The sequence below is a fragment of the Shinella sp. GW821-FHT10F02 genome, from assembly GCF_058809275.1.
On sequence record NZ_JBXASL010000007.1, the window covers coordinates 196,045 to 216,795 of the forward strand.

At 64.7% G+C, this 20,751-nt stretch carries 27 protein-coding genes; 16 read left to right on the forward strand and 11 right to left on the reverse strand.

The annotated features are described in order from the left end of the window. Positions 1-139 precede the first annotated feature (139 nt). The gene (locus AC1RWL_RS22205; protein ID WP_493096113.1) at positions 140-349 is read left to right on the forward strand and encodes a TOBE domain-containing protein; all 210 of its coding nucleotides are present in this window, start codon (positions 140-142) and stop codon (positions 347-349) included. On the opposite strand, the gene tsaA is transcribed toward AC1RWL_RS22205, so the two are convergent. Further along, positions 346-867, reverse strand: coding sequence for a tRNA (N6-threonylcarbamoyladenosine(37)-N6)-methyltransferase TrmO (tsaA, locus tag AC1RWL_RS22210; RefSeq protein WP_493096112.1), 522 nt, complete (start codon positions 865-867; stop codon positions 346-348). The genes AC1RWL_RS22205 and tsaA overlap by 4 nt on opposite strands. 129 nt (positions 868-996) lie before the next feature. Between tsaA and AC1RWL_RS22215 the strand changes: the two genes are divergently transcribed. Both AC1RWL_RS22215 and AC1RWL_RS22220 read left to right on the forward strand, forming a co-directional pair. Further along, positions 997-1,539: a PadR family transcriptional regulator gene (locus tag AC1RWL_RS22215; protein WP_439617644.1), complete on the forward strand. Its 543-nt coding sequence runs from the start codon at positions 997-999 to the stop codon at positions 1,537-1,539. Continuing rightward, positions 1,539-1,829, forward strand: a complete 291-nt coding sequence (locus AC1RWL_RS22220) for a DUF2218 domain-containing protein (protein ID WP_493096111.1) — start codon at positions 1,539-1,541, stop codon at positions 1,827-1,829. Before AC1RWL_RS22215 ends, AC1RWL_RS22220 begins: the two co-directional genes overlap by 1 nt. On the opposite strand, the gene AC1RWL_RS22225 is transcribed toward AC1RWL_RS22220, so the two are convergent. Next, positions 1,830-2,711: a helix-turn-helix domain-containing protein gene (locus AC1RWL_RS22225; RefSeq protein WP_493096192.1), complete on the reverse strand. Its 882-nt coding sequence runs from the start codon at positions 2,709-2,711 to the stop codon at positions 1,830-1,832. It lies immediately after the preceding gene. A 94-nt stretch (positions 2,712-2,805) separates the two neighbouring features. Here AC1RWL_RS22225 and AC1RWL_RS22230 point away from each other — a divergent pair, with 94 nt between their 5' ends. The 9 genes from AC1RWL_RS22230 to hpaI all read left to right on the forward strand — a co-directional run bounded on the left by AC1RWL_RS22230 (position 2,806) and on the right by hpaI (position 11,850). Continuing rightward, positions 2,806-4,365: a 4-hydroxyphenylacetate 3-hydroxylase N-terminal domain-containing protein gene (locus tag AC1RWL_RS22230; protein WP_493096110.1), complete on the forward strand. Its 1,560-nt coding sequence runs from the start codon at positions 2,806-2,808 to the stop codon at positions 4,363-4,365. Between the two features lie 10 nt (positions 4,366-4,375). Continuing rightward, positions 4,376-4,888, forward strand: coding sequence for a flavin reductase (locus tag AC1RWL_RS22235; protein ID WP_492647223.1), 513 nt, complete (start codon positions 4,376-4,378; stop codon positions 4,886-4,888). A gap of 64 nt (positions 4,889-4,952) precedes the next feature. Then, positions 4,953-5,339 carry a 5-carboxymethyl-2-hydroxymuconate Delta-isomerase gene (locus AC1RWL_RS22240; RefSeq protein ID WP_493096109.1) on the forward strand — a complete coding sequence of 129 codons (387 nt, stop codon included), beginning with the start codon at positions 4,953-4,955 and terminating at the stop codon, positions 5,337-5,339. An 11-nt stretch (positions 5,340-5,350) separates the two neighbouring features. Beyond that, on the forward strand, positions 5,351-6,868 hold the full coding sequence (gene hpaE / locus AC1RWL_RS22245; protein WP_493096108.1) for a 5-carboxymethyl-2-hydroxymuconate semialdehyde dehydrogenase: 1,518 nt from the start codon (positions 5,351-5,353) through the stop codon (positions 6,866-6,868). A gap of 34 nt (positions 6,869-6,902) precedes the next feature. Next, entirely contained in the window at positions 6,903-7,883 is a 981-nt protein-coding gene (gene hpaD, locus AC1RWL_RS22250) for a 3,4-dihydroxyphenylacetate 2,3-dioxygenase (RefSeq protein ID WP_493096107.1), read from the forward strand. Positions 7,884-7,944: 61 nt separating this feature from the next. Next, positions 7,945-9,345, forward strand: coding sequence for a pyridoxal phosphate-dependent decarboxylase family protein (locus tag AC1RWL_RS22255; RefSeq protein WP_493096106.1), 1,401 nt, complete (start codon positions 7,945-7,947; stop codon positions 9,343-9,345). 9 nt (positions 9,346-9,354) lie between these two features. Next, positions 9,355-10,227: a fumarylacetoacetate hydrolase family protein gene (locus tag AC1RWL_RS22260; RefSeq protein ID WP_493096105.1), complete on the forward strand. Its 873-nt coding sequence runs from the start codon at positions 9,355-9,357 to the stop codon at positions 10,225-10,227. Between the two features lie 2 nt (positions 10,228-10,229). Continuing rightward, positions 10,230-11,033, forward strand: a complete 804-nt coding sequence (gene hpaH / locus AC1RWL_RS22265; RefSeq protein ID WP_493096104.1) for a 2-oxo-hept-4-ene-1,7-dioate hydratase — start codon at positions 10,230-10,232, stop codon at positions 11,031-11,033. 10 nt (positions 11,034-11,043) lie between these two features. After that, positions 11,044-11,850, forward strand: coding sequence for a 4-hydroxy-2-oxoheptanedioate aldolase (gene hpaI, locus AC1RWL_RS22270; protein WP_493096103.1), 807 nt, complete (start codon positions 11,044-11,046; stop codon positions 11,848-11,850). 4 nt (positions 11,851-11,854) lie between these two features. Here hpaI and hpaR read toward each other — a convergent pair whose 3' ends face one another. From hpaR to AC1RWL_RS22295, 5 genes are all read right to left on the reverse strand, one after another. Beyond that, positions 11,855-12,343 carry a homoprotocatechuate degradation operon regulator HpaR gene (gene hpaR / locus AC1RWL_RS22275; RefSeq protein WP_439617655.1) on the reverse strand — a complete coding sequence of 163 codons (489 nt, stop codon included), beginning with the start codon at positions 12,341-12,343 and terminating at the stop codon, positions 11,855-11,857. A gap of 55 nt (positions 12,344-12,398) precedes the next feature. After that, complete coding sequence (locus tag AC1RWL_RS22280; RefSeq protein ID WP_493096102.1) at positions 12,399-12,866, reverse strand: DoxX family protein; 468 nt, start codon at positions 12,864-12,866, stop codon at positions 12,399-12,401. After that, positions 12,844-13,629, reverse strand: a complete 786-nt coding sequence (locus AC1RWL_RS22285; protein ID WP_493096101.1) for an HvfC/BufC N-terminal domain-containing protein — start codon at positions 13,627-13,629, stop codon at positions 12,844-12,846. The genes AC1RWL_RS22280 and AC1RWL_RS22285 overlap by 23 nt, the downstream gene beginning before the upstream one ends. Positions 13,630-13,632: 3 nt before the next feature. After that, positions 13,633-14,487 carry an MNIO family bufferin maturase gene (bufB, locus tag AC1RWL_RS22290; RefSeq protein ID WP_493096100.1) on the reverse strand — a complete coding sequence of 285 codons (855 nt, stop codon included), beginning with the start codon at positions 14,485-14,487 and terminating at the stop codon, positions 13,633-13,635. 68 nt (positions 14,488-14,555) lie between these two features. Then, positions 14,556-14,837 carry a BufA1 family periplasmic bufferin-type metallophore gene (locus AC1RWL_RS22295; RefSeq protein WP_439629011.1) on the reverse strand — a complete coding sequence of 94 codons (282 nt, stop codon included), beginning with the start codon at positions 14,835-14,837 and terminating at the stop codon, positions 14,556-14,558. A 226-nt stretch (positions 14,838-15,063) separates the two neighbouring features. On the opposite strand from AC1RWL_RS22295, the gene AC1RWL_RS22300 reads away from it, so the two are divergent. The 3 genes from AC1RWL_RS22300 (at position 15,064) to AC1RWL_RS22310 (ending at position 16,838) form a co-directional block, all read left to right on the forward strand. After that, positions 15,064-15,618 carry a sigma-70 family RNA polymerase sigma factor gene (locus AC1RWL_RS22300; RefSeq protein WP_256119728.1) on the forward strand — a complete coding sequence of 185 codons (555 nt, stop codon included), beginning with the start codon at positions 15,064-15,066 and terminating at the stop codon, positions 15,616-15,618. A 1-nt stretch (position 15,619) separates the two neighbouring features. Further along, positions 15,620-16,255 (forward strand): NrsF family protein, encoded by a 636-nt coding sequence (locus AC1RWL_RS22305; protein WP_256119727.1) that lies wholly within the window; start codon positions 15,620-15,622, stop codon positions 16,253-16,255. Positions 16,256-16,400: 145 nt separating this feature from the next. Then, a complete protein-coding gene (locus AC1RWL_RS22310) occupies positions 16,401-16,838 on the forward strand; it encodes a pseudoazurin (protein WP_493096191.1) in 438 nt (145 codons plus the stop codon). Here AC1RWL_RS22310 and AC1RWL_RS22315 read toward each other — a convergent pair. Then, positions 16,819-17,250, reverse strand: a complete 432-nt coding sequence (locus AC1RWL_RS22315; RefSeq protein ID WP_493096099.1) for an acyl-CoA thioesterase — start codon at positions 17,248-17,250, stop codon at positions 16,819-16,821. The genes AC1RWL_RS22310 and AC1RWL_RS22315 overlap by 20 nt on opposite strands. A gap of 94 nt (positions 17,251-17,344) precedes the next feature. Between AC1RWL_RS22315 and AC1RWL_RS22320 the strand changes: the two genes are divergently transcribed. Beyond that, on the forward strand, positions 17,345-18,358 hold the full coding sequence (locus AC1RWL_RS22320) for a LysR family transcriptional regulator (RefSeq protein ID WP_439617662.1): 1,014 nt from the start codon (positions 17,345-17,347) through the stop codon (positions 18,356-18,358). On the opposite strand, the gene AC1RWL_RS22325 is transcribed toward AC1RWL_RS22320, so the two are convergent. From AC1RWL_RS22325 to kce, 3 genes are read right to left on the reverse strand one after another with little or no spacing between them, the layout of a single operon-like run. Further along, a complete protein-coding gene (locus tag AC1RWL_RS22325; protein ID WP_493096098.1) occupies positions 18,289-19,317 on the reverse strand; it encodes a histone deacetylase family protein in 1,029 nt (342 codons plus the stop codon). The genes AC1RWL_RS22320 and AC1RWL_RS22325 overlap by 70 nt on opposite strands. Then, positions 19,314-19,808, reverse strand: coding sequence for a GNAT family N-acetyltransferase (locus AC1RWL_RS22330; RefSeq protein WP_493096097.1), 495 nt, complete (start codon positions 19,806-19,808; stop codon positions 19,314-19,316). Before AC1RWL_RS22330 ends, AC1RWL_RS22325 begins: the two co-directional genes overlap by 4 nt. Positions 19,809-19,816: 8 nt before the next feature. Further along, the gene (gene kce / locus AC1RWL_RS22335; protein ID WP_493096096.1) at positions 19,817-20,746 is read right to left on the reverse strand and encodes a 3,5-dioxohexanoate:acetyl-CoA acetone transferase; all 930 of its coding nucleotides are present in this window, start codon (positions 20,744-20,746) and stop codon (positions 19,817-19,819) included. Between the last annotated feature and the right edge of the window lie 5 nt (positions 20,747-20,751).

Consider the following 20,751-nt stretch of genomic DNA (forward strand, 5'->3'; position numbering starts at 1 on the left):
GGGTCTCCTCCAGACGTCCAGACACTGCCACAGAAGAATGATCCATTCAAATACGAATCACAGCCGGATCATTGGACGACTGCGCCTTCCAATTCGGCACCTCCCCTCTAGGTTCTCTTTCGAACAACAGGAGAAAATGATGAAGATCAGCGCACGCAATCGCCTCAAGGGCAAGATCGTCGAAGTCGTTCTCGGCGCCACGACGGCGCATGTCCACATTGATATCGGCGGGCAGGTCATCACCGCGTCGATCACCAACGACGCGGTGAACGAACTCGGCCTTGCCGCCGGCCACGACGCCTATGCGGTGATCAAGGCATCGGATGTGATGGTGGCGATCGACGATTAATCGTCGATCTTCTTGCACATCTGCACCGCACCGGTTTCGAAATCGCCCTTCTGGGGCGGCGCGATCGGCTTGAAGAGGCTGCGGTCCGGCTTGAGGTCGAGCAGCGGCGTGCCGTCCAGGCAATCGAGGCCGCGCACGAAGAGCCGGTTGCCCTCGATCCTTTCCAAGACGACGATCGACGTGCCGATCGGATTGGGCCGCACCGGCGAGCGTAACGAGAAGGTGCCGTGCACCTCGCCGTTCGAGGCGGGGCTTTGCAGCACGAGATCGCGGCGCGACTCGTGCAGCCAATAGAGCACCTCCAGCCGCTCGAAACGCTCGACGCCGGCGAGCGCCTCCACCCACGGCTCGAAAATCTCGATTTCGCAGACCGGCCCGTCGGGACGGCCCTGCCGTGGCGTTTCGAGGCGCGAGGTCCAGGGCGTCGAAATCCGGCCGATGAAGATCAGCGTGGCATCCGTCGGTTCCGGCGGCGTGATCGCGACCTCGTTCTCGCGGATTTCGTTCAGCCGCACCATGCAAATCTCCCACGCTGTATCTTTCAGAATACGACGATAGCGGGCGGGCAAATGTTTTTAAAGATATAAATCTCGATATATCTTGATTTCCGATATATCGAGATTTATATCGGCACTATGAGACACAGAATGGGATGCGGCCCACACCGCCACTTTTCACCCCCCGACGATCGTTCGGGTCCCTTCCATCGCGGCCGCGGTGGCCGCCACGGCGGACGCCTGTTCGACTATGGCGAGCTGCGCCTGCTGCTTCTCGCCATCATCGCGGACGCGCCGAGCCATGGTTATGAGCTGATCAAGACCGTCGAAGATCGTTTCGGCGGCAGCTACAGCCCGAGCCCCGGCGTCATCTACCCGACGCTCGCCTGGCTGGACGACATGGGCTACACCGTGATCGAGCCGGCGGAAGGCGGGCGCAAGCGCTATCGCATCACGCCGGAAGGCGAGGCTTTCCTCGCCGCCAACCGCGCCGCCATCGACGAACTCATGGCCCGCGCCGGCCATAGGGGTCCCGGCGGACGCGAAGGCGTGCCGGCGCCTGTCGTGCGCGCCATGGAAAACCTCAAGCTCGCCATGCGGCTACGCCTCCGGCGCGGGGAAATGAGCGAAGAGGCGTCGGAAGCCATCGCCGCAGCACTCGACCTTGCGGCCAAGACCGTGGAGAAAAGCTGATGAGCACTCTCAAGAGCGAAGCCGCCATCGCCACCGAACAGGCGAGCCGCTACCTGCAACAACTCTGCAAACATTTCGCCCACAAGCGCCCCGTCACCTTCGACGCGCAGGCCGGCGAAATTTCGTTTTCGGTCGGCGACTGCCGGCTGAAAGCGGAGGACAATACGCTGCGCCTTTCCCTGACGGCGCCAAACGCCGAAGACATGGAGCAGTTGAAGGACGTGGTGGTGCGCCACCTCGTGCGCTTCGCCTTCCGCGAGGAATTGCAGGTCGATTGGCAGGATGCCTGATCAACCCGCGCCGGCAGCTTCCGAATTCTGCCGGCGCCACTCGGTCGGCGAAACACCCGTGCGCTTGCGGAAGAACCGCGAAAAATAGGCGGGATCCTCGAAGCCGGTCTCCCGGCCGATATCCTCCACGGGGCGGATGGTGAAGCGCAGCAGGCGCTTGGCCTCCAGCAGGCGGCGCTCCAGAACCATGTCCTTCACCGTCTGGCCGAAAACCGTGCGCGCCGCCTTGTCAAGCAGGTGCGGCGTCGTTGCCAGACGCTCTACATAATGACTGACCGGCCAGTCCTCGCGATAGTGCCGGTCGATCGCGCGGCGTAGGTCCAGCCCCAGCGCCACCGCGGGCGATGCGCCTTCGAAACCGACATTGCCGCCGAGCCGGGCCATCAGCGACAGGACCACGCCGATCAGCCCCGCCAGCACCCGCTCGCTCGCGGCAGCACCGCCGCGATAATCCTCCATCACCATGTCGAGCAGCATGCCGATCCGCACCCAGCCCGCCGCATCCGCCTCGCCGGAAAGCAGCACCGGCGCGTCGAGCGCCAGGTCCACCTGCGGCGCCATGGCCCGCAGCAGGTCGTCGGAGATCGACACGACGATCGCATCCGACTGTTCGCCGACATCGAAACCGTGCACGACATTGCTCGGCACGAAGCTGATTGCCGGAGCGGAAAAATTCCAAGTGCGATCCTCGACCCGGTAGCAGCCCTCGCCCTTGAACCAATAGGTGATCTGCCCCATCAGCGGGTGCTTGTGCGGCGCGACACTGCCGAAATGCAGGCTTTTTCGCTCCATCACCGTTTCGACATGCAGAAAGCCGACGTCGAGCACGCGGCTCGGCTCGCCGTAGACGAAGAAGGCGGGGACATCGTTGCGTGCGCTCATGGCCGGAAAAAGTACCAGCGAATTGCCCGGTTTGTCCATGGCGCCCGCCGCCCGGCGGACTTAGCCTTTGCCAGGATTTTTTGGGAGGATCACCATGCGCGCCGAAGACCATCGCAGCGACAAGACACGGCCGTTCACCGGCGCCGAATATCTCGCGAGCCTGCGGGACGGGCGCGAGGTCTATATCAACGGCGAGCGCATCGCCGACGTAACGACGCATCCCGCGATGCGCAATTCGGCCCGCTCGCTGGCCCGCATGTACGATGCGCTGCACGACCCGAAGCGTAAGGAGCGGCTGACGTCACCGACCGATACGGGCTCCGGCGGCTACACGCACAAATATTTCCGCGTCGCCCATTCCGCCGCCGATCTTGTTGCCCAGCAGGGCGCGATCGCCGATTGGGCGCGCATGTCCTACGGCTGGATGGGCCGCACGGCCGATTACAAGGCGGCGCTGATGAACACGCTCGGCGCCAATGCCGACTGGTATGGCCCCTTCAAGGACAATGCACTTTCCTGGCACAAGCGCGCGCAGGAAAGCGTGCTCTTCATGAACCACGCCATCGTCAATCCGCCGATCGACCGCCACAAGCCGGCCGATGCGGTAAAGGACGTCTTCGTACACATTACCAGGGAGACGGATGCCGGCATCTACGTATCAGGCGCCAAAGTCGTCGCCACCTCCTCGGCGCTGACGCATTACAATTTCCTCGCTCAGAGCTCGGCGACCGTCACCGAGGACCCGTCGCTGTCCGTCATGTTCATCGTGCCGATGAATGCGCCGGGTGTAAAAATGTTCTGCCGCACCTCCTATGAGCAGACGGCGGCGACCGCCGCCCATCCCTTCGACTACCCGCTCTCCTCGCGCTTCGACGAGAACGACGCGATCCTCGTGCTCGACAATGTTTTCATTCCCTGGGAGGACGTGCTGGTGCTGCGCGATGCGGCAAAGATCCTCTCCTTCCACCCGGCCTCCGGCTTCATGCACGGCTATTGTTTCCAGGGCTGCACGCGGCTTGCGGTGAAGATGGATTTTCTGGCCGGCCTGCTGGCAAAAGCCCTGCGCGCCACCGGCGGCGATGCCTTCCGCGGCAACCAGGCGATGCTCGGGGAGGTCATCGCCATCCGCCACCAGTTCTGGTCCTTCTCCAATGCCATGGCCTATAACCCGATCCCCTGGGCGAACGGCGCGGTGCTGCCGAACCTCGAAGCCGCGCTCTGCTACCGCACCTTCATGTCGGAGGCCTATCCGAAGGTCATCGACATCGTGCGCCGTACGGTCGCCTCCGGCCTCATCTACCTGCCCTCCTCCGCCAAGGATTTCGCCAATCCGGAGATCGACCGCTACCTCGCGCAATATGTCCGCGGCTCGAACGACATGGGCCATATAGAACGCATCAAGATCATGAAGCTGTTGTGGGATGCGACCGGCACGGAATTCGGCGGCCGCCATGCGCTCTACGAGCTGAACTATGCCGGCGCGCCGGAAGAGGTGCGGCTTCAGGTGCTGAAGGGTGCTGAGCGCGGCGGGCGCCTCAAGGAAATGGAAGCGCTGGTCGACCAGTGCATGGCCGATTACGACGAGACCGGCTGGACGGGCGACACCTGGCTGCCGCCACGGGACGACGATGCCCTCAGCAACGCTGCCGAATGAGGGCCGTGTCATGGACCTCAATGTCTCGAAGACCGAATTCCGCAACGCGATGGCGCGGGTCTGCGCCCCCGTCAACGTCATCACCACCAAGGGAGCCGCCGGCCGCGGCGGTTTTACCGCCACCGCCATGTGCTCGGTAACGGACGAGCCGCCGACGCTGCTCGTCTGCATGAACAGCCGCTCGGCGCAGACGGGGCTTTTCATCGAGAACCGCCGCTTCTGCGTCAATGTGCTGACACAGGAGCACAAGGCACTCGCCGCCTCCTTCGCCGGCCAGCAAGCCGACATGGAGGCGCGTTATGCCGATGCCGCGTGGACGGACCTGCCCTCCGGCAACCAGGCGCTGGCGGACGCCATCGTCTCCTTCGACTGCCGGCTGACGGAGGCGCGGCTGGTCGGCACGCACAATATCTTCATAGGCGAGGTCGTGGATATACGCTGCCGGCGCGATGGGCATGCGCTGATCTATTTCGACCGCAACTATGTGCACGTCCCGACCCAGGCCGGCAGTTTCGGCGGCTGATGCCTCTTGACAAGTGGCCTTATATTTAACACGTTAAATAAAAAGCTGCGCGCCGGGAGGAACCATGCCGCACCTGACCGTCGAATATTCCGCCAATCTTGAAGGCCGCACCGATCTCGATGCGCTCTGTGCGGCGCTGCTGGAGACGGTGCTCGCAACCGGTCTTTTCGAGGTCGGCGCCGTCCGCGTGCGGGCGCTCCGGGCCGATCACTACGCGATTGCCGACCGTTTGCCGGAAAACGCCTTCATCGACCTCAACTTCCGCATCGGCAAGGGGCGCAGCGCGGAAGAAAAGAAACAAACTGGCGACGCGCTTTTTGCCACGGCAAGCCGACTGCTCGCCCCCCTCTTCGAGACGCCGCACTTCGCGCTTTCGCTGGAAATCCGCGAGATCGACGCGGAGCTGAGCTGGAAGAAGAACGCCATCCATCCGCGCCTGCGCGGCAAATAACAGGAAATCCCATGTCGAAACTTCAGGAAAACAGCGCGAAGGCGGAGGCCTATCTCGCCCGCTTCAAGGAAAAGGGCGTTCTCAACCGCATTGGTGGCGAGGACCTGCCGGCCGAGGACGGCGCGACCTTCGAGACCATTTCGCCCGTCGACCTGAAGCCGCTCGCGACCGTCGCGAAGGGCGGGGCCGCAGATATCGACCGCGCGGCGAAAGCCGCCAAGTTCGCCTTCGCCGATTGGGCGGCCATGCCGGGCGATGCGCGCAAAAAGCTGCTGCACAAGATCGCCGACGCCATCGTGGCGCGGGCGGAGGAAATCGCCTTCGTCGAATGCATGGATACCGGACAGTCGCTGCGCTTCATGGCCAAGGCGGCACTGCGCGGGGCGGAAAACTTCCGCTTCTTTGCCGACCGCGCGCCGGAAGCCCGCGACGGCAAGACGCTGCGCACCGAAGGCCAGGTCAACATGACGACCCGAGTGCCGATCGGCCCGGCCGGCATCATCACGCCCTGGAACACGCCCTTCATGCTCTCCACCTGGAAGATCGCCCCGGCGCTCGCCGCCGGCTGCACCATCGTGCACAAGCCGGCGGAATTCTCGCCGCTGACGGCGCGGCTGCTGGTCGAGATCGCCGAGGATGCCGGCCTGCCGAAGGGTGTCTGGAACCTCGTCAACGGCTTTGGCGAGGATGCCGGAAAGGCGCTGACCGAACATCCGCTGATCAAGGCGATCGGTTTCGTCGGCGAAAGCCGCACCGGCTCGATGATCATGAAACAGGGCGCCGATACGCTGAAGCGCGTGCATTTCGAACTCGGCGGCAAGAACCCCGTCATCGTCTTCGCCGATGCGGACCTCGAACGCGCCGCCGACGCCGCCGTCTTCATGATCTACTCGCTGAACGGCGAGCGCTGCACCTCCTCCTCGCGCCTGCTGGTGGAGGAAAGCGTCTATGACAGCTTCACGACGCTTGTCGCGGAGAAGGCCAAGCGCATCAAGGTCGGCCATCCGCTCGATCCCGAAACCGTCGTCGGGCCGCTGATCCATCCGGTGCACGAGAAGAAGGTGCTGGACTACATCGCGATCGGCCGGGAGGAAGGCGCGACGGTCGCTGCCGGCGGTGAAAAATTCGACGGACCCGGGAGCGGATGTTACGTCTCGCCGACGCTGTTCACGAAGGCGAACAACGGCATGCGCGTCGCACAGGAGGAAATCTTCGGCCCGGTGCTGACCGCCATTCCCTTCAAGGATGAGGCCGAAGCCTTGGCGCTCGCCAACGACGTCCAGTACGGCCTCACCGGCTATCTCTGGACAGCGGATGTCACCCGTGCTTTCCGCTTCACCGATCATCTGGAGGCCGGCATGATCTGGGTGAATTCGGAGAATGTGCGCCACCTGCCGACGCCCTTCGGCGGGGTGAAAAATTCCGGCATCGGCCGGGATGGCGGCGACTGGTCCTTCGATTTCTACATGGAGACGAAGAACATCGCCTTTGCCACCAGCGCCCACGCCATTCCGAAACTCGGCGGCTGATCCGCCCGACAAGACTGCGCTTGAGGAGGACCCCATGCCCGTACCCCAGCCGAACCTCTACCCGCCGTTCAACATCGTGCGGCTCTCCCATGTCGAATTCGGCGTGACGGACCTCGCAAAATCCCGCGCCTTCTATGTCGATACGCTCGGCCTCCAGGTGACGGACGAGACGGCGGACACGATTTATCTGCGCGCCATGGAAGAGCGCGGCCACCATTGCATCGTGCTGAAAAAATCGGACAAGCCGGAAGCCCGCGACCTTGGCTTCAAGGTCTTTGACGAGGAGGATCTCGAAAAGGCCGTGCATTTCTTCAAGGGCAAGGGCCTGCCGGTGGAATGGGTGGAACGCCCTTACCAGGGCCGCACCTTTCGCACGCGCGATCCGCAGGGCATTCCGCTGGAATTCTACACGAAGATGGACCGCCTGCCGCCGATCCACCAGAAATACGCGCTCTATCGCGGCGTGAAGCCGCTGCGCATCGACCATTTCAACTGCTTCTCGCCGGATGTCGATGCCAGTGTCGCCTTCTACAACGAGATCGGTTTTCGCGTGACGGAATATACCGAGGACGAAGAGTCCGGCCGGCTCTGGGCAGCCTGGACGCACCGGAAGGGCGGCGTGCACGACATCGCCTTCACCAACGGCTGCGGCCCGCGCCTGCACCACACCGCCTTCTGGGTGCCGACGCCGCTCAACATCATCGACCTGCTCGACCTGATGGCGACGACCGGCTGGGTTTCCAACATCGAGCGCGGCCCCGGCCGGCACGGCATTTCTAACGCCTTCTTCCTCTATATCCTCGATCCGGATGGCCACCGCATCGAAATCTATTGCTCGGATTACCAGACCGTGGACCCGGACCTCGAACCCATCAAATGGGACCTGAAAGACCCGCAGCGCCAGACGCTCTGGGGGTCGCCGGCGCCAAAATCGTGGTTCGAGCATGGCAGCCTGTTTGCCGGCACCGAGGTCACGGATTCGCTCCTGAAGGCGCAACCGATCATCGCCCCCTGACGGGCATTGCAAATCGACGGCCGAGCGCCGAGAAGAACCAATGCCGACAAGGGAGTGAAACATGGACAGCGAAGAATTCCGTCAGTGGTCGCGAACGGTGGCCGATTGGGGCGCCGATTATCGCGCAGGCCTGCGGGAGCGGCCGGTGCGCGCGCAGACGAAGCCGGGCGACATTGCCCGCCAGATCGACGCCGCCGCCCCGGAAGCAGGCGAGACGATGGAGGCGATTTTTGCGGATTTCGAGCGCATCATTCCCGACGGCCTGACGCATTGGCAGCATCCGCGTTTCTTCGCCTATTTCCCGGCCAATGCCGCGCCGGTCTCGGTGATCGCGGATTATCTCGTCACCTCCGTCGCCGCGCAATGCATGCTGTGGCAGACATCACCGGCGGCGACCGAACTCGAAACCCGCGTGGTCGACTGGCTGCGCCAGGCGCTTGGCCTGCCGGATGGTTTTGCCGGCGTCATCCAGGATTCCGCCTCGACTGCGACGCTTGCCGCCGTGCTGGTCATGCGCGAAAAGGCGCTCGGCTGGAAGGGCAACAGCGAGGGGTTGTCAGTGCACAAGGCGGTGCGCGTCTATGCCTCGAAACAGGTGCACACCTCCATCGACCGCGCCATATGGATTTCCGGCATCGGCGAGGCAAACCTCGTGCGCATCCCCACCAAGGGGCCGTTGAACGGCATGGACCCGGAAGCGCTCGACGCCGCGATCAAGGCCGACCGTGCCGCCGGCCATATCCCCGCCGGCGTCATCGCCTGCACCGGCGGCACCTCGATCGGCGCCTGCGATCCGATCCGCGCGGTGGCTGACGTCGTCAAGGCGCATGGGCTCTATCTGCATGTGGATGCGGCATGGGCGGGTTCGGCGATGATATGCCCGGAATTCCGATCCCTCTGGGAGGGCGTCGAGGCGGCGGATTCCATCGTCTTCAACCCGCACAAATGGCTCGGTGCCAATTTCGACTGCTCGGTGCAGTTCATCCGCAGCCCGGAAGATCAGGTGCGCACGCTCGCCATCCAGCCGGAATATCTGAAGACGCACGGCCATGACGGCATCATCAACTATTCCGAATGGTCCGTGCCGCTCGGCCGCCGTTTCCGGGCGCTGAAACTGTGGTTCCTGATGCGCTATCACGGGCTCGAAGGCCTGCGCACGATGATCCGCAACCACGTAAAATGGTCGGAGGAACTGGCCGCACGGCTTGCCGCCGAACCGGATTTCGAGATCGTCAGCGAGCCGGTGCTCTCGCTCTTCTCCTTCCGCCACAAGGGCGGCGGCGATGAGCACAATATCGCGCTGGTCAACGCCATCAACGACGATGGCCGCATCTACCTGACGCAGACGCGCGTCGATGGCCATATCGCCATCCGCTTCCAGGCCGGCCAGTTCGAAATGACCCGCGACGACGCCGACACCGCCTTTACGGTGATCACCGAGATCGCCCGCAGATTGAGATAGGAGACCATCGTGACCGAACGGCCCCGCCTCGCCGGCTTTTCCCATCAGGGTGCCTTAAAATATGGTCTCGTCAAGGATGACGGCATCGTGGACCTTTCGGCGCGCCATGGCGGACGCTGGCCGAGCCTGCGCGAGGTGATCGAGGCGGGGGCGCTCGGCACGCTGGCGGAAGAAGCCTCGGCGCTCCTCGCCGATTACGCGCTCGCAGATGTGACGTACGAAATCCCGATCCCGGCGCCGGAAAAGATCATCTGCGTCGGCGTGAATTTTCCCGATCGCAACGAGGAGTACAAGGACGGCCAGGCCGCGCCCGCCAATCCTTCGCTCTTCATCCGCTTCCCGCGCTCCTTCACCGGCCACGACCGGCCGCTGATCCGCCCGCCGGAAAGCCCGCAGCTCGACTACGAGGGCGAGATCGTCATCATCATCGGCAAGGGCGGGCGGCGCATCGCCGAGGCCGATGCGCTGAACCACATCGCGGCACTATCACTCTGCAACGAGGGCACGATCCGTGACTGGGTGCGGCATGCCAAGTTCAACGTCACGCAGGGTAAGAACTTTGACAGCACCGGCGCGATCGGCCCGTGGCTGGTGCCCTATACGGACGAAAGCCAGCTCGCCGACATCAAGCTGCAAACCCGCGTCAACGGCGAGGTGCGCCAGAGCGACCGCACCGGCCGCATGATCTTTTCCTTCCGCAAGATCATCAACTACATCTCCACCTTCACCACGCTCATTCCCGGTGACATCATCGTCTGCGGCACGCCGACCGGCGCGGGCGCGCGCTTCGACCCGCCGATCTGGCTGAAGCCGGGCGACGTGGTCGAGGTGGAAGCCGAGGGTATCGGTACGCTGCGCAACACCATCGCCGACGAGGTTTGACCATGATGACGCCGGACGAAATCCGCCTTGCGGCGGAAAGCCTCGACGAAGCTGAGCGCACCCGCATCCAGACGGGCCTGCTTTCGCTAAAATACCCCGCCATCGACATGGACGACGCCTATGCGATCCAGAGCGCCTGGGTGAAGAAGAAGATCGCCGATGGCCGCAGGGTGATCGGCTGGAAGATCGGCCTCACCTCCAAGGCCATGCAATATGCGCTGAACATCGACATTCCCGATTCCGGCGTGCTTTTCGACGACATGGTGTTCGAGGACGGTGCGACGGTGCCGGCGGGCCGCTTCATCCAGCCGCGCGTCGAGGCGGAAATCGCCTTCGTGATGAAGGCGCCGCTGAAAGGCCCCGGCGTGACCGTCTTCGACGTGCTGAACGCCACGGATTACGTGACGCCGGCGCTCGAAATTCTCGACACGCGCATCCAGCGCGTCGATCCGCAGACGAAAAAGGCGCGCACCATCTTCGACACGATCTCCGACAATGCGGCCAATGCCGGCATCGTCACCGGCGGCCGTGCTGTGCGGCCGGACCAGATCGACATGCGCTGGATGAGCGCCATCGTCAGCCGCAATGCGGAGGTGGAGGAAACCGGCCTCGGCGCCGGCGTACTCAACCAGCCGGCCCGCGGCGTCGCTTGGCTCGCCAACCGGCTGGCGCAATATGGCGATGGCATCGAGGCAGGGCAGATCGTGCTCGCCGGCTCCTTCATCCGGCCGATAGAGGCGCGCCACGGCGATACGATCGTCGCGGATTTCGGCCCCTATGGCACCGTCAGCCTGTTTTTCGCATAAGGATTTTGCCATGGCCGCTCAGAAAAACCGTTTCAAGCAGGCACTGAAGGAAGGCCGTGCGCAGATCGGCCTCTGGCAGGCGCTCGCCAATCCCTACACGGTCGAAATCTGCGCCGAGGCGGGTTACGACTGGCTGCTGCTGGACGCCGAGCACGCGCCGAACGACGTGCCGCTGCTCGTCTCGCAGCTCCAGGCGATGAAGGGTTCGGCGAGCCACGCCGTCATCCGCCCGCCGATCGGCGAAACCTGGATCGTCAAGCAGTTGCTCGACATCGGCGCGCAGACGCTGCTCATCCCCATGGTCGACAGCAAGACGATGGCACAAACCATGGTGAAGGCCGTGCGCTATCCGCCGCATGGCGTGCGCGGCGTCGGCGCATCGCTCGCCCGCGCCTCCGCCTTCAACCGCACGACGGACTATCTGCAGACGGCCAATGACGAGGTCTGCCTGCTGCTGCAGGTCGAAAGCCGCGCGGGGCTCGAAGCGCTCGACGACATTGCCGGCATGGAGGGCGTCGACGGCGTCTTCATCGGCCCGGCGGACCTTGCCGCCGACATGGGCTTTCTGGGCAGGCCCGGCGCACCGGAAGTGCAGGCCGAAGTGGAGACGGCGCTCCAAAAAATCCAGTCGCATGGCAAGGCGGCGGGCATCCTCACCGGCGATCTCGGGCTTGCCAAGCGCTACCTCAACCTCGGCGCGACCTTCGTCGCGATCGGCAATGATGTCACGCTGCTCGCCAATGCCACGACGAAGCTGCTCGCCGATTTCAAGGCCACGGATCCGGCGAAAGCCCCGCAGAACGCCAAGGTCTATTGACCCTCTATTCCTCGCCGCCCGCCTTGCCGTCGAGCTTGAGGGCGGCGAGTTCTTCCAACATGTCGAGAAGCTGTTCGGTGCGGCCGGCGCCGAAGCGGGCGTCGATATCCGCGTAGACGCGGCGGCTGTCCGGCATCACCTCGTCGATGATCGCCTGCCCGGCCGGCGCAAGCTTGAGCAGGACGCGGCGGCCGTCGTCCTTGTCCTTGTGCCGGGTGATGAAACCACGCTCCTCGAGCGAACGCAGCATGCGGGTGAGGCTCGGCGCGAGAATGAAGGCCTTTTCCGCCACTTCCGTCGCATCGAGCAGGCCGGCTTCCGAAAGCGCGCGCAGCACCCGCCATTGCTGCTCGGTCACGTCGTGATCGGCAAGGATCGGCCGGAAATGGCTCATCACCGCCTCGCGCGCCCTGAGCAGGCCGATCGCCAGCGACCGCCGGCGGTCGCGTGGCGGCAGATCCTTCGTGTCGTCGAGAGAAGCAACTTTCGTCATCCTGCCTCTATCTTCGATTTTTCCGGTCCGTGCAATGCGCGCGAACCGATCGGCCTCACCGCGAGCGCGCGAGCCAGGCATCGAGGGACAGCAGGCCTGGGCCTCGGCCCGCGATGAACAGCAGGCAGGCGGCCCAGGTGCCATGCGTCGGCCAGGCGCCGGGATAGACGAAGATCTGGATGACCAGCGTCATCGCCAGGAGCGCCAGCGCGGAGAAGCGGCTGGCAAGGCCGATGACCAGCAGGACCGGGAAAAGATGTTCGGCAAAGGCGGCAAGGTGCGCCGCCAGCCAGGGATCGACGAGCGGCAGCTTGTATTCGTTTTCGAACAGATAGAGCGCGCTGTCCGACACCATGAAACCCTGCACCTTCGTCTGGCCCGACTGCCAGAAGACGGCGGCGATCGAGAGGCGCGCAACGAGGGCGATGAGATCGTTCGGGATGCGGGTCAGCGCCTGCAAAGCCTGGTCATAAAGTCTGCGCGGCAGCGGCAAAGCGGCATCAGGCATCGTGTCGGTGTTCATCGGGGTTTTCCTCTCTGATGGCGGTGAAGGCTCCGGAGCGGAGCAGGACCGCGAGGTTTGTCGAAAGGTCGAAACGTTCATCCGCCGCCATCGCGGCCTCGGCCGCCAGCCCGAGCGTTTCGCCCGCGGCAAGTAGCCGGTGAAACATCGCACCGCCCGGTGGCAGCGGGATCACCTCGACGATCATCTGCGGACGGACGACCAGGGCATCTTCACCCTCCCAGCGGTCGAGGGATGTCAGCGGGCGCTCGCCGGCATTCATCGCCCAGATCGTCACGGCCGGATGCGGCGAGGAGAAGATCGACAGCGCGGGATGCGGCTCGAAGACGAGATCGCCGAGCCAGGCCGGATCGACCGCCGTCAGCGCCTGCGGATTGAGCGGCGCCGCATCGGCGGCGTGGTAGGCACGGCCGCGGGCGACCTCCAGGCGCATCACATCGGGCAAATAGGCAATGTCACGCGCCGGCTCGAAGGCCGCGACGAAATCCGGAAAATCATCGCCATAGGCGAGAAGCAGCGGCGAGCGCGGCGGGTGGAGCCGGACGAAGGCCTGCGCCATGGCCTGGAAGAACTCTGTCCCGACGATGCGCTCGGCCATCGGGAAGCGCGAGGACAGCGCGCCCGTGAGGCTTGCCGAGACATTGTTGCGATAGACGCCGTAGCGGCGTTCGGGCGCGGGCGAATTCCACGCGGTCAACCCGGCGGGCGGCGGCGTGGCCGCGAACAGGCCGGCGGCGAAGGCGGTCTGGGTGGCGGCGGACATGGTTCACGCCGCCCTTTGGCGGGTGGCCGCATCGAGGATGCGCTGGGCGGCCATCGCCTCGTCGCGCAGCACGGGCCAGGCGGGCACGTCATTGTCCCATTCGACGAGGCTGGCGACCGGCCCGATGCGGCCGATCACCGTCTCGTAGAGCGCCCAGACCGGATCCTTGACGGGCGTATCATGGCTGTCGATCAGCAGGGCCGCGCCAAGATCGTCCACCGTCTCGGAATGACCGCTCAGGTGGATTTCGCGCACCGCATCAAGCGGGAAGCGGGCGATATAATCGCGGGCGTCGAGATTGTGGTTCGTCGCGGCGACGAAGACATTGTTGACGTCGAGCAGCAAGCCGCAGCCGGTGCGCCTCGCGATTTCGGCGAGGAAGGCCGTCTCCTCGATCGTGCTTTCCTCGAAGAGCAGATAGGTGGCGGGGTTTTCGAGCAGCATCTGCCGCTTCAATACGTCCTGCACCTGGTCGACATGCTCGACGACACGGACGAGTGTCTCCTCGGTATAGGGCAGCGGCAGCAGGTCGTTGAGGAAGACGCTATCATGCGTCGACCAGGCGAGATGCTCGGAAAAGCTCTCCGGCTGGTAACGGTCGCACAGCACCTTCAGCCGGGCGAGGTGATCGCGGTCGAGCGGCTGCATGGAGCCGATCGACAGGCCGACGCCGTGGATCGACAGCGCATGATCCTCACGCAGCTTGCCGAGCTGGGCATGCGGCGGGCCGCCGGCGCCCATGTAGTTTTCCGCGTGGACCTCGAAGAAGCCGATGGGCTCAGGTGCGGAAAGAATATCGGCAAAATGCTCGGGCTTGAAACCGACGCCGGCACGGCGCGGAAGGCGGGAGGGGATCATGTCGAACCTCTTCGAAGGGAAGCGACGGCGCCGGAAAGACGCCGTCCGTTGCGGGCGAAGCGAAGGCCTCAGGCCGGCGCCATGCCCTGTTCCAGCGTGCCGTGGCCGTTCGGCGTCTTCATCGAGACGCAGGTGCCGGTCGGAACCAGCTTCCAGGCGTTCTGCTGGTAATCGATCTTCGAGGTGCCGGCGCAGGTCGTGCCCGGGCCTGCCGCGCAGTCGTTCTGGCCCTTCATTGCGATGCCGTAGCATTTTTCCTTGCCATCCTCGGCGGCGGCCGGCATGGCGATGGTTGCGAGCGCCGAAGCAAGCGAGCCGGCAAGGGCGAGGGTAACGATCGTGGTCTTCATGTCTGTCTCCATTTGTGGCCAGCCGCGATTGGCTGTTGCATTGGGGGCTACGGAGACAGGTCCGGCTTCGTTACAGCCTGGGGCGTCGTTTTTTCCGCGCGCCCCTTGCCGAAAGGTCGGCGGCGTAAGAAAAAGGCTCGGCGCATCAGGCTCTTGGCGCGTTACGAATTTCTTTCGGGATCACGCGGTAACAAAATCGTGTGCCCTGGCGTAGGGGAAGGAAACGGTGAAACAGTCGGCGCGCGAAGAGGAATGGGCGGATTGGCTGCGTCTCGCCATCAAGGGCGATGTGCAGGCCTATAACCGTTTCCTCGTGGCGGTGACGCCGCATCTGCGCCGCATGGCGCGCCGGCGCTGCGACCAGTATGGTGCGCCGGCGAGCGAGGCGGAGGATGTCGTGCAGGAAGTGCTGCTCGCCATTCACCTGAAGCGCGGCACCTGGGATCCGGCCCGGCCGCTCGGCCCCTGGCTGACGACGATCGTGCGCAACAAGCTGGTCGACAGCCTGCGCCGCCGCGGCCGGCAGGTCAGCGTGCCGATCGACGACGTCTCCGATTTCCTGGAGGCGGGCGACGAGACGCACGAGGCCGCCGACCGGCTGGATACGGAGACGATGCTGGCGCAGCTCAGGGATCCGCAACGCGATATCGTCCGCTCGATCTCGATCGAGGGGGCGGGCATCCGGGAAACCGCGGCACGGCTGAAGATGACGGAGGGCGCGGTGCGCGTCGCCCTCCACCGGGCGCTGAAATCGCTCGCCGCCCTCTATCGGAGCGACTGACATGAAGACCGACGACCTGATTACCCTGATGACGCAAGACGCGCCCGTCGGCCTGCGCTACGGCCGCGCGCTCGCCATCGCGCTCGTCGCGGGCGTTGCCGTCTCCGGCGTGCTGCTCGTCATCACCGTCGGCCTGCGGCACAACATGGCGAGCGTCTTCGAGACAGCGCGCGTGCTGTTCAAGATCGTCGTGACGATCGCGCTTGCCGTGCTCGCCGCCCGGCTCGCCATGCGCATCGGCCGGCCGGGAGAGGCACTGCGCCTGCCGGCCTTGCTGCTCGGCCTGCCGGCGCTGCTGGTCGGTGCGGCGGTCGCGGCCGAACTCGCGGTGCTGCCGCAGGCGACGTGGAAGGCCAACATGGTCGGCGGCAATGCGCTGTTCTGCCTGTTCTTCATCCCGGTCCTGTCGCTGGCGCCGCTTGCCGGCCTGTTCTGGGCACTGAAGCAGGGCGCCCCGGAAAACCCGACGGCGGCCGGTGCGGCCGCCGGGCTTGCGGCCGGCGCGATCGCCGCCGCCATCTATGCCTGGCACTGCCCGGACGACAGCCCCCTTTTCCTCGCCGCCTGGTACACGATCGCCATCGGCGTCGTGACCGGCGCCGGCGCATTGCTTGGTCGCCGCTGGCTGCGCTGGTAAGCCAAAACCCGGAGGCCTGCGACAGCACGCCACGCGCCATCGCGGTCTTGTTTGATCAACGTCAAAGAAGGCGCGACGCGGCGGGGCTACCTCCTTCGCCATGAACGAGAGACGTTCGGCAGCAAGGAGACTTCCAGTGCGTATCATGGCAACCAGCATCGTCGGTGCTGCAGCAATCCTCATGGCGCTCGCCCTTCCGGCGGCGGCGGCAGATTTCGAAGTGCATATGCTGAACAAGGGGGCCGAGGGCGCCATGGTGTTCGAGCCGGCCTTCGTGAAGGTCGCGCCCGGCGACACCGTCACCTTCATCCCGACGGACAAGGGGCACAATGTCGAGACGATCAAGGACATGATCCCCGAGGGTGCTGCGGCCTTCAAGAGCAAGATGAACGAGACCTACAAGGTGACCTTCGACAAGCCGGGCGCCTATGGCGTGAAGTGCACGCCGCATGCCGGCATGGGCATGGTCGGCGTGGTCGTCGTCGGCGATGCACCGGCTAATCTCGATGCCGTCAAGACCGGCAAGCTGCCCAGGAAGGCGCGCGAGCGCATGGACGCCGCCCTTACGGCGCTGGGGCTGTAACCGCCTCCACCAGACCGCCGGCAGCCGTCACGATCGCGGCCGGAAGCGGCAGGGATTTTCGACCTGCCAGATCGAAATAGACGGAGACGGCGAGCAGTTCCGCACACAGCACGCCGTCCGCCTTGTTCGTCAGCCAGTGCCGGGTGGTGAGCGAGGTGCGCCCAACCTTCACCACGGCACTATGGATCTCGAACAGGCTGCCGACCGGCAATTCCTGGCGAAAATCGATCTCGTAGCGGCGATCCGCCCACCCCTCCCTGCGCTCCGCGATCCACGCCGCCGAATAGCCGCTAGCGGCCATCAGGTGCCAGAGCGACTGGTCGAAGGCGGCGATATAGAACTGCACGTTCATGTGGCCCATCGCGTCACATTGCGCGGGATAGACGACGCCCTGATAGGTGAGAAGCGGCACGGCAAACCTCCTTCGTGCGGGTGAGAGACCTTTGACGGACGATTGCATCATGCAATAGTTACCGCCGGAAGCATAAATTCAGGGAATGATGCACATGGCACGGCAGAGACGGCGTTTCGTCTGGGAAATCGACTGGAACCTGCTGCGCACCTTCATGGTGATCGTGCAGGAACGCGGCCTGACGGCGGCGGGCGAGAAACTGTCGCTCAAGCAGCCGACCGTCAGCAATGCGCTGAAACGGCTGGAGACGCATATGGGCTGCCGGCTCGTCGAGCGGAACGCCTCGCATTTCGCCGTCACCCCCGCCGGCCAGCGGCTGTTCAGCGAATGCGTGGCCCTCTTCGACATCGTCTCCGGCCTGCCGCAGCACATGGAGGAACAACCCGGCGACCTCACCGGCCATATCGAGATGACGCTGGCGAGCCACGTCGTCTGCCCGTTCCTCGACGAGGTCCTGGCGGGCTTCCACCGCGCGTTTCCGCAGGTCACGATCTCGCTCTCCGTCGCCTCCAGCCAGGATGTGGTGGCGGCCGTGCTCAATCGCGACGCCTGCTTCGGCTTCTGCCTGATGCAGGAGCGGCATCCGAAGCTGGAATACGAGGTGCTCTACCGCGAGAGTTTCGGCTATTTCTGCGGCGCGCGGCACCCCCTGTTCGGCATACCCGACCTGCCGCTTTCGGCGCTGCGCAACGAGCCCTACGTCTCCTTCAAGACGGACCAGATGTCCGGCGCGCTCTGGCCGGTGGCGCTGCTGCGCCAGCAGGAAGGTTTTGAAGGTCAGACCGTCGGCACCTCCTCGCATCTCGAAGAGGTGAAGCGGCTGATCATCGCCGGCTTCGGCTTCGGGCCGCTGCCGATCCACGTCGTGGAAGAGGACCTGCGCGCCGGCCGCCTCTGGCGCCTGCCGCCCTACGAGAATGCGCCGGTCATCGACGTGCATCTCGTCTATGACGGCGCTGCCCGCCGAAGCCGCGCGGAAAACATCCTGCTGGCCGAACTGCGCCAGGCGATCGCCGCCATTCCCTTCGACCAACGGACCTATCCCGACAGCGCCCCGAAGCCGGTGAGGAAGGATGTCAGGTTGTCGCCGAGTTCGTCGCACAGATAACCGCCCTCCTGCACGATGACCGTCGGCAGGCGTAGCGCCCCGATCGCCTCCGCGATGCGCGCGAAACCGGGTGTCGAGACCGAAAGGCCGCCGAACGGGTCGTTCTCGAAGGCATCGAGGCCGAGCGCCACGACCAGCGCGTCCGGCGAAAAGGCCTCGATCCGGCGGATGGCGACGGCAAGGGCATAGAGAAAGATGTCGTCGCCGGATTTGCGCGCCAGCGGCAGGTTGAGATTGTAGCCGAGGCCGAACCCTTCGCCGCGCTCATCCGCATGGCCCCAGAAGAACGGGTAGAAGCGCACCGGATCGGCATGGATCGAGACGGTCAGCACGTCGCGGCGCTCGTAGAACATGCCCTGCGTGCCGTTGCCGTGGTGCAGGTCCACGTCGAGGATGGCGACGCGTTTTGCATCCTTCAGGAGATGCTCGGCGGCGATGCCGGAATTGTTGAAGAAGCAGAAGCCGCCGGCGACATCGCGGAAAGCATGGTGGCCCGGCGGACGGCAAAGCGCATAGGACCAGGCGTCGCCGGCCATCACAGCTTCGGCCGCGGAAACGGCCGTCGAGGCGCTCCAGCAGGCGCTCTCAAACGTATGTTCGGAGATCGGGCAGGACGTATCCGCCATGTGATATCCCGCCTGCCCGACGGCGGACGCCGGATAACTCCCGGTTCGGGCAATCGGGTGGATGTTCGGGATCACCTCCTTCGACGCCCCTTCGATGCGCTGCCAGCGCTCATGAATGCGGCCGAGGAAGTCGATATATTCCGGCGTGTGCACGGCGGAGACCGGGCCAAGCCCGTGATCCTTTGGCCGCACGATCTCCAGGCCCGCCGCCCGTGCGCCGGAAAGCAGGCGCTCGACGCGCTCCGGCTGCTCCGGATTCGGCTGCGGCGCGCCGCTCGAGAGGAAGAAGCTCGGATCGTGGCGCTTCTGTTCGTCCGCAAAAAACGTCTTCATGGCTCTTCCCGCTCTGCAAATGCATCGAAATCCGCACCCTTGATCATGTGGATCTGCTCGTCGCGGGCGTGGCGGATGCCGAGCCGCTCATAGAAGGCCTGCGCGCGGACATTTTCCACATCGACCGAGAGCCGGAGATAGCGCGCACCCTGCGCCCAGCCGCGCTTTGCCGCCGCATGCAGCAACCGTTCCCCGATGCGCCGGCCGCGAAAGGCGGTCTCGACGATGAGGTCCTGCACGTAGATGCCCGGCGTGCCCATCCAGGTGGAGAAGATGGGAAAGGTCAGGCAGAGGCCGGCGAAGGTGCCGTCCGCCTCCGCGATCAGCACCTCGAAGGCCGGTGCTTCGCCAAAACCGTAGCGGCGGACGTTCTCCACCGTCGCGACGAATTTCTCCTCCGCATCCATGCTCGTCGCCAGCGCCTTCAGCCCGGCATGGATCGTCTCGGCGTCATCCGCCACCGCCAGCCTTAGCCGGATATCGTCCTGCATGATCCCTCTCAGAATGCGACGCGATCGCCGCCCTTGAGGCCGAGCATAATGCGCGCCTCGTCCGGCGTCGCCACCTCCAGCGAAAGACCTTCAAGGATCGCGCGGATGCGGCGCACCTGATCGGCGTTCGAGGTGGCAAGTTCGCGACCATCGAACAGACTATCCTCCAGCCCGACGCGAACGCTGCCGCCCATCGTTGCGGCCATGGTGATCATCGGCATCTGCTTGCGGCCGGCGGCGAGCACGGAGAAGCGGTAGTCGTCGCCAAAAAGCTTGTCGGCGATGCGCTTCATGTGCATCAGGTTTTCCGGATCGGCGCCGATGCCGCCGAGCACGCCGAAGACGAACTGCATGAAGGGCGTGCCGGGAATGAGCCCGCGATCGCGGAAATGCGCGAGCGTATAGAGATGCCCGACATCGTAGCATTCGAACTCGAAGCGCGTGCCGCAACCTTCGCCGAGCCGGCGCAGGATGGCCTCGATATCGGCAAATGTGTTGCGGAAGATCGTGCCGCGGGTCGCTTCCAGCAGTTCCGGCTCCCAGGCATGCTGCCACTCGCGCGGCCGCTCGAGCATCGGGAAGAGGCCAAAATTCATCGAACCCATGTTGAGCGAGCACATTTCCGGTTCCGCCGCGACCGCCGCCGCCAGCCGGTCCTCCAGCGTCATGACGGAGGAGCCGCCGGTGGTGATGTTGATCACCGCATCGCTCGCCTGCTTGATGATCGGCAGGAAGCGCATGAAGATTTTCGGATCGGCCGTCGGCCGCCCGTCTTCCGGATTTCGCGCATGCAGGTGCAGGATAGAGGCGCCCGCCTCCGCCGCCTCGATCGACTGGGCGGCGATGTCCTCCGGCTTGTAGGGCAGATGCGGCGACATGGAGGGCGTGTGCACCGAGCCGGTGACCGCGCAGGTGATGATGACCTTGTTCGACTTCATGACGG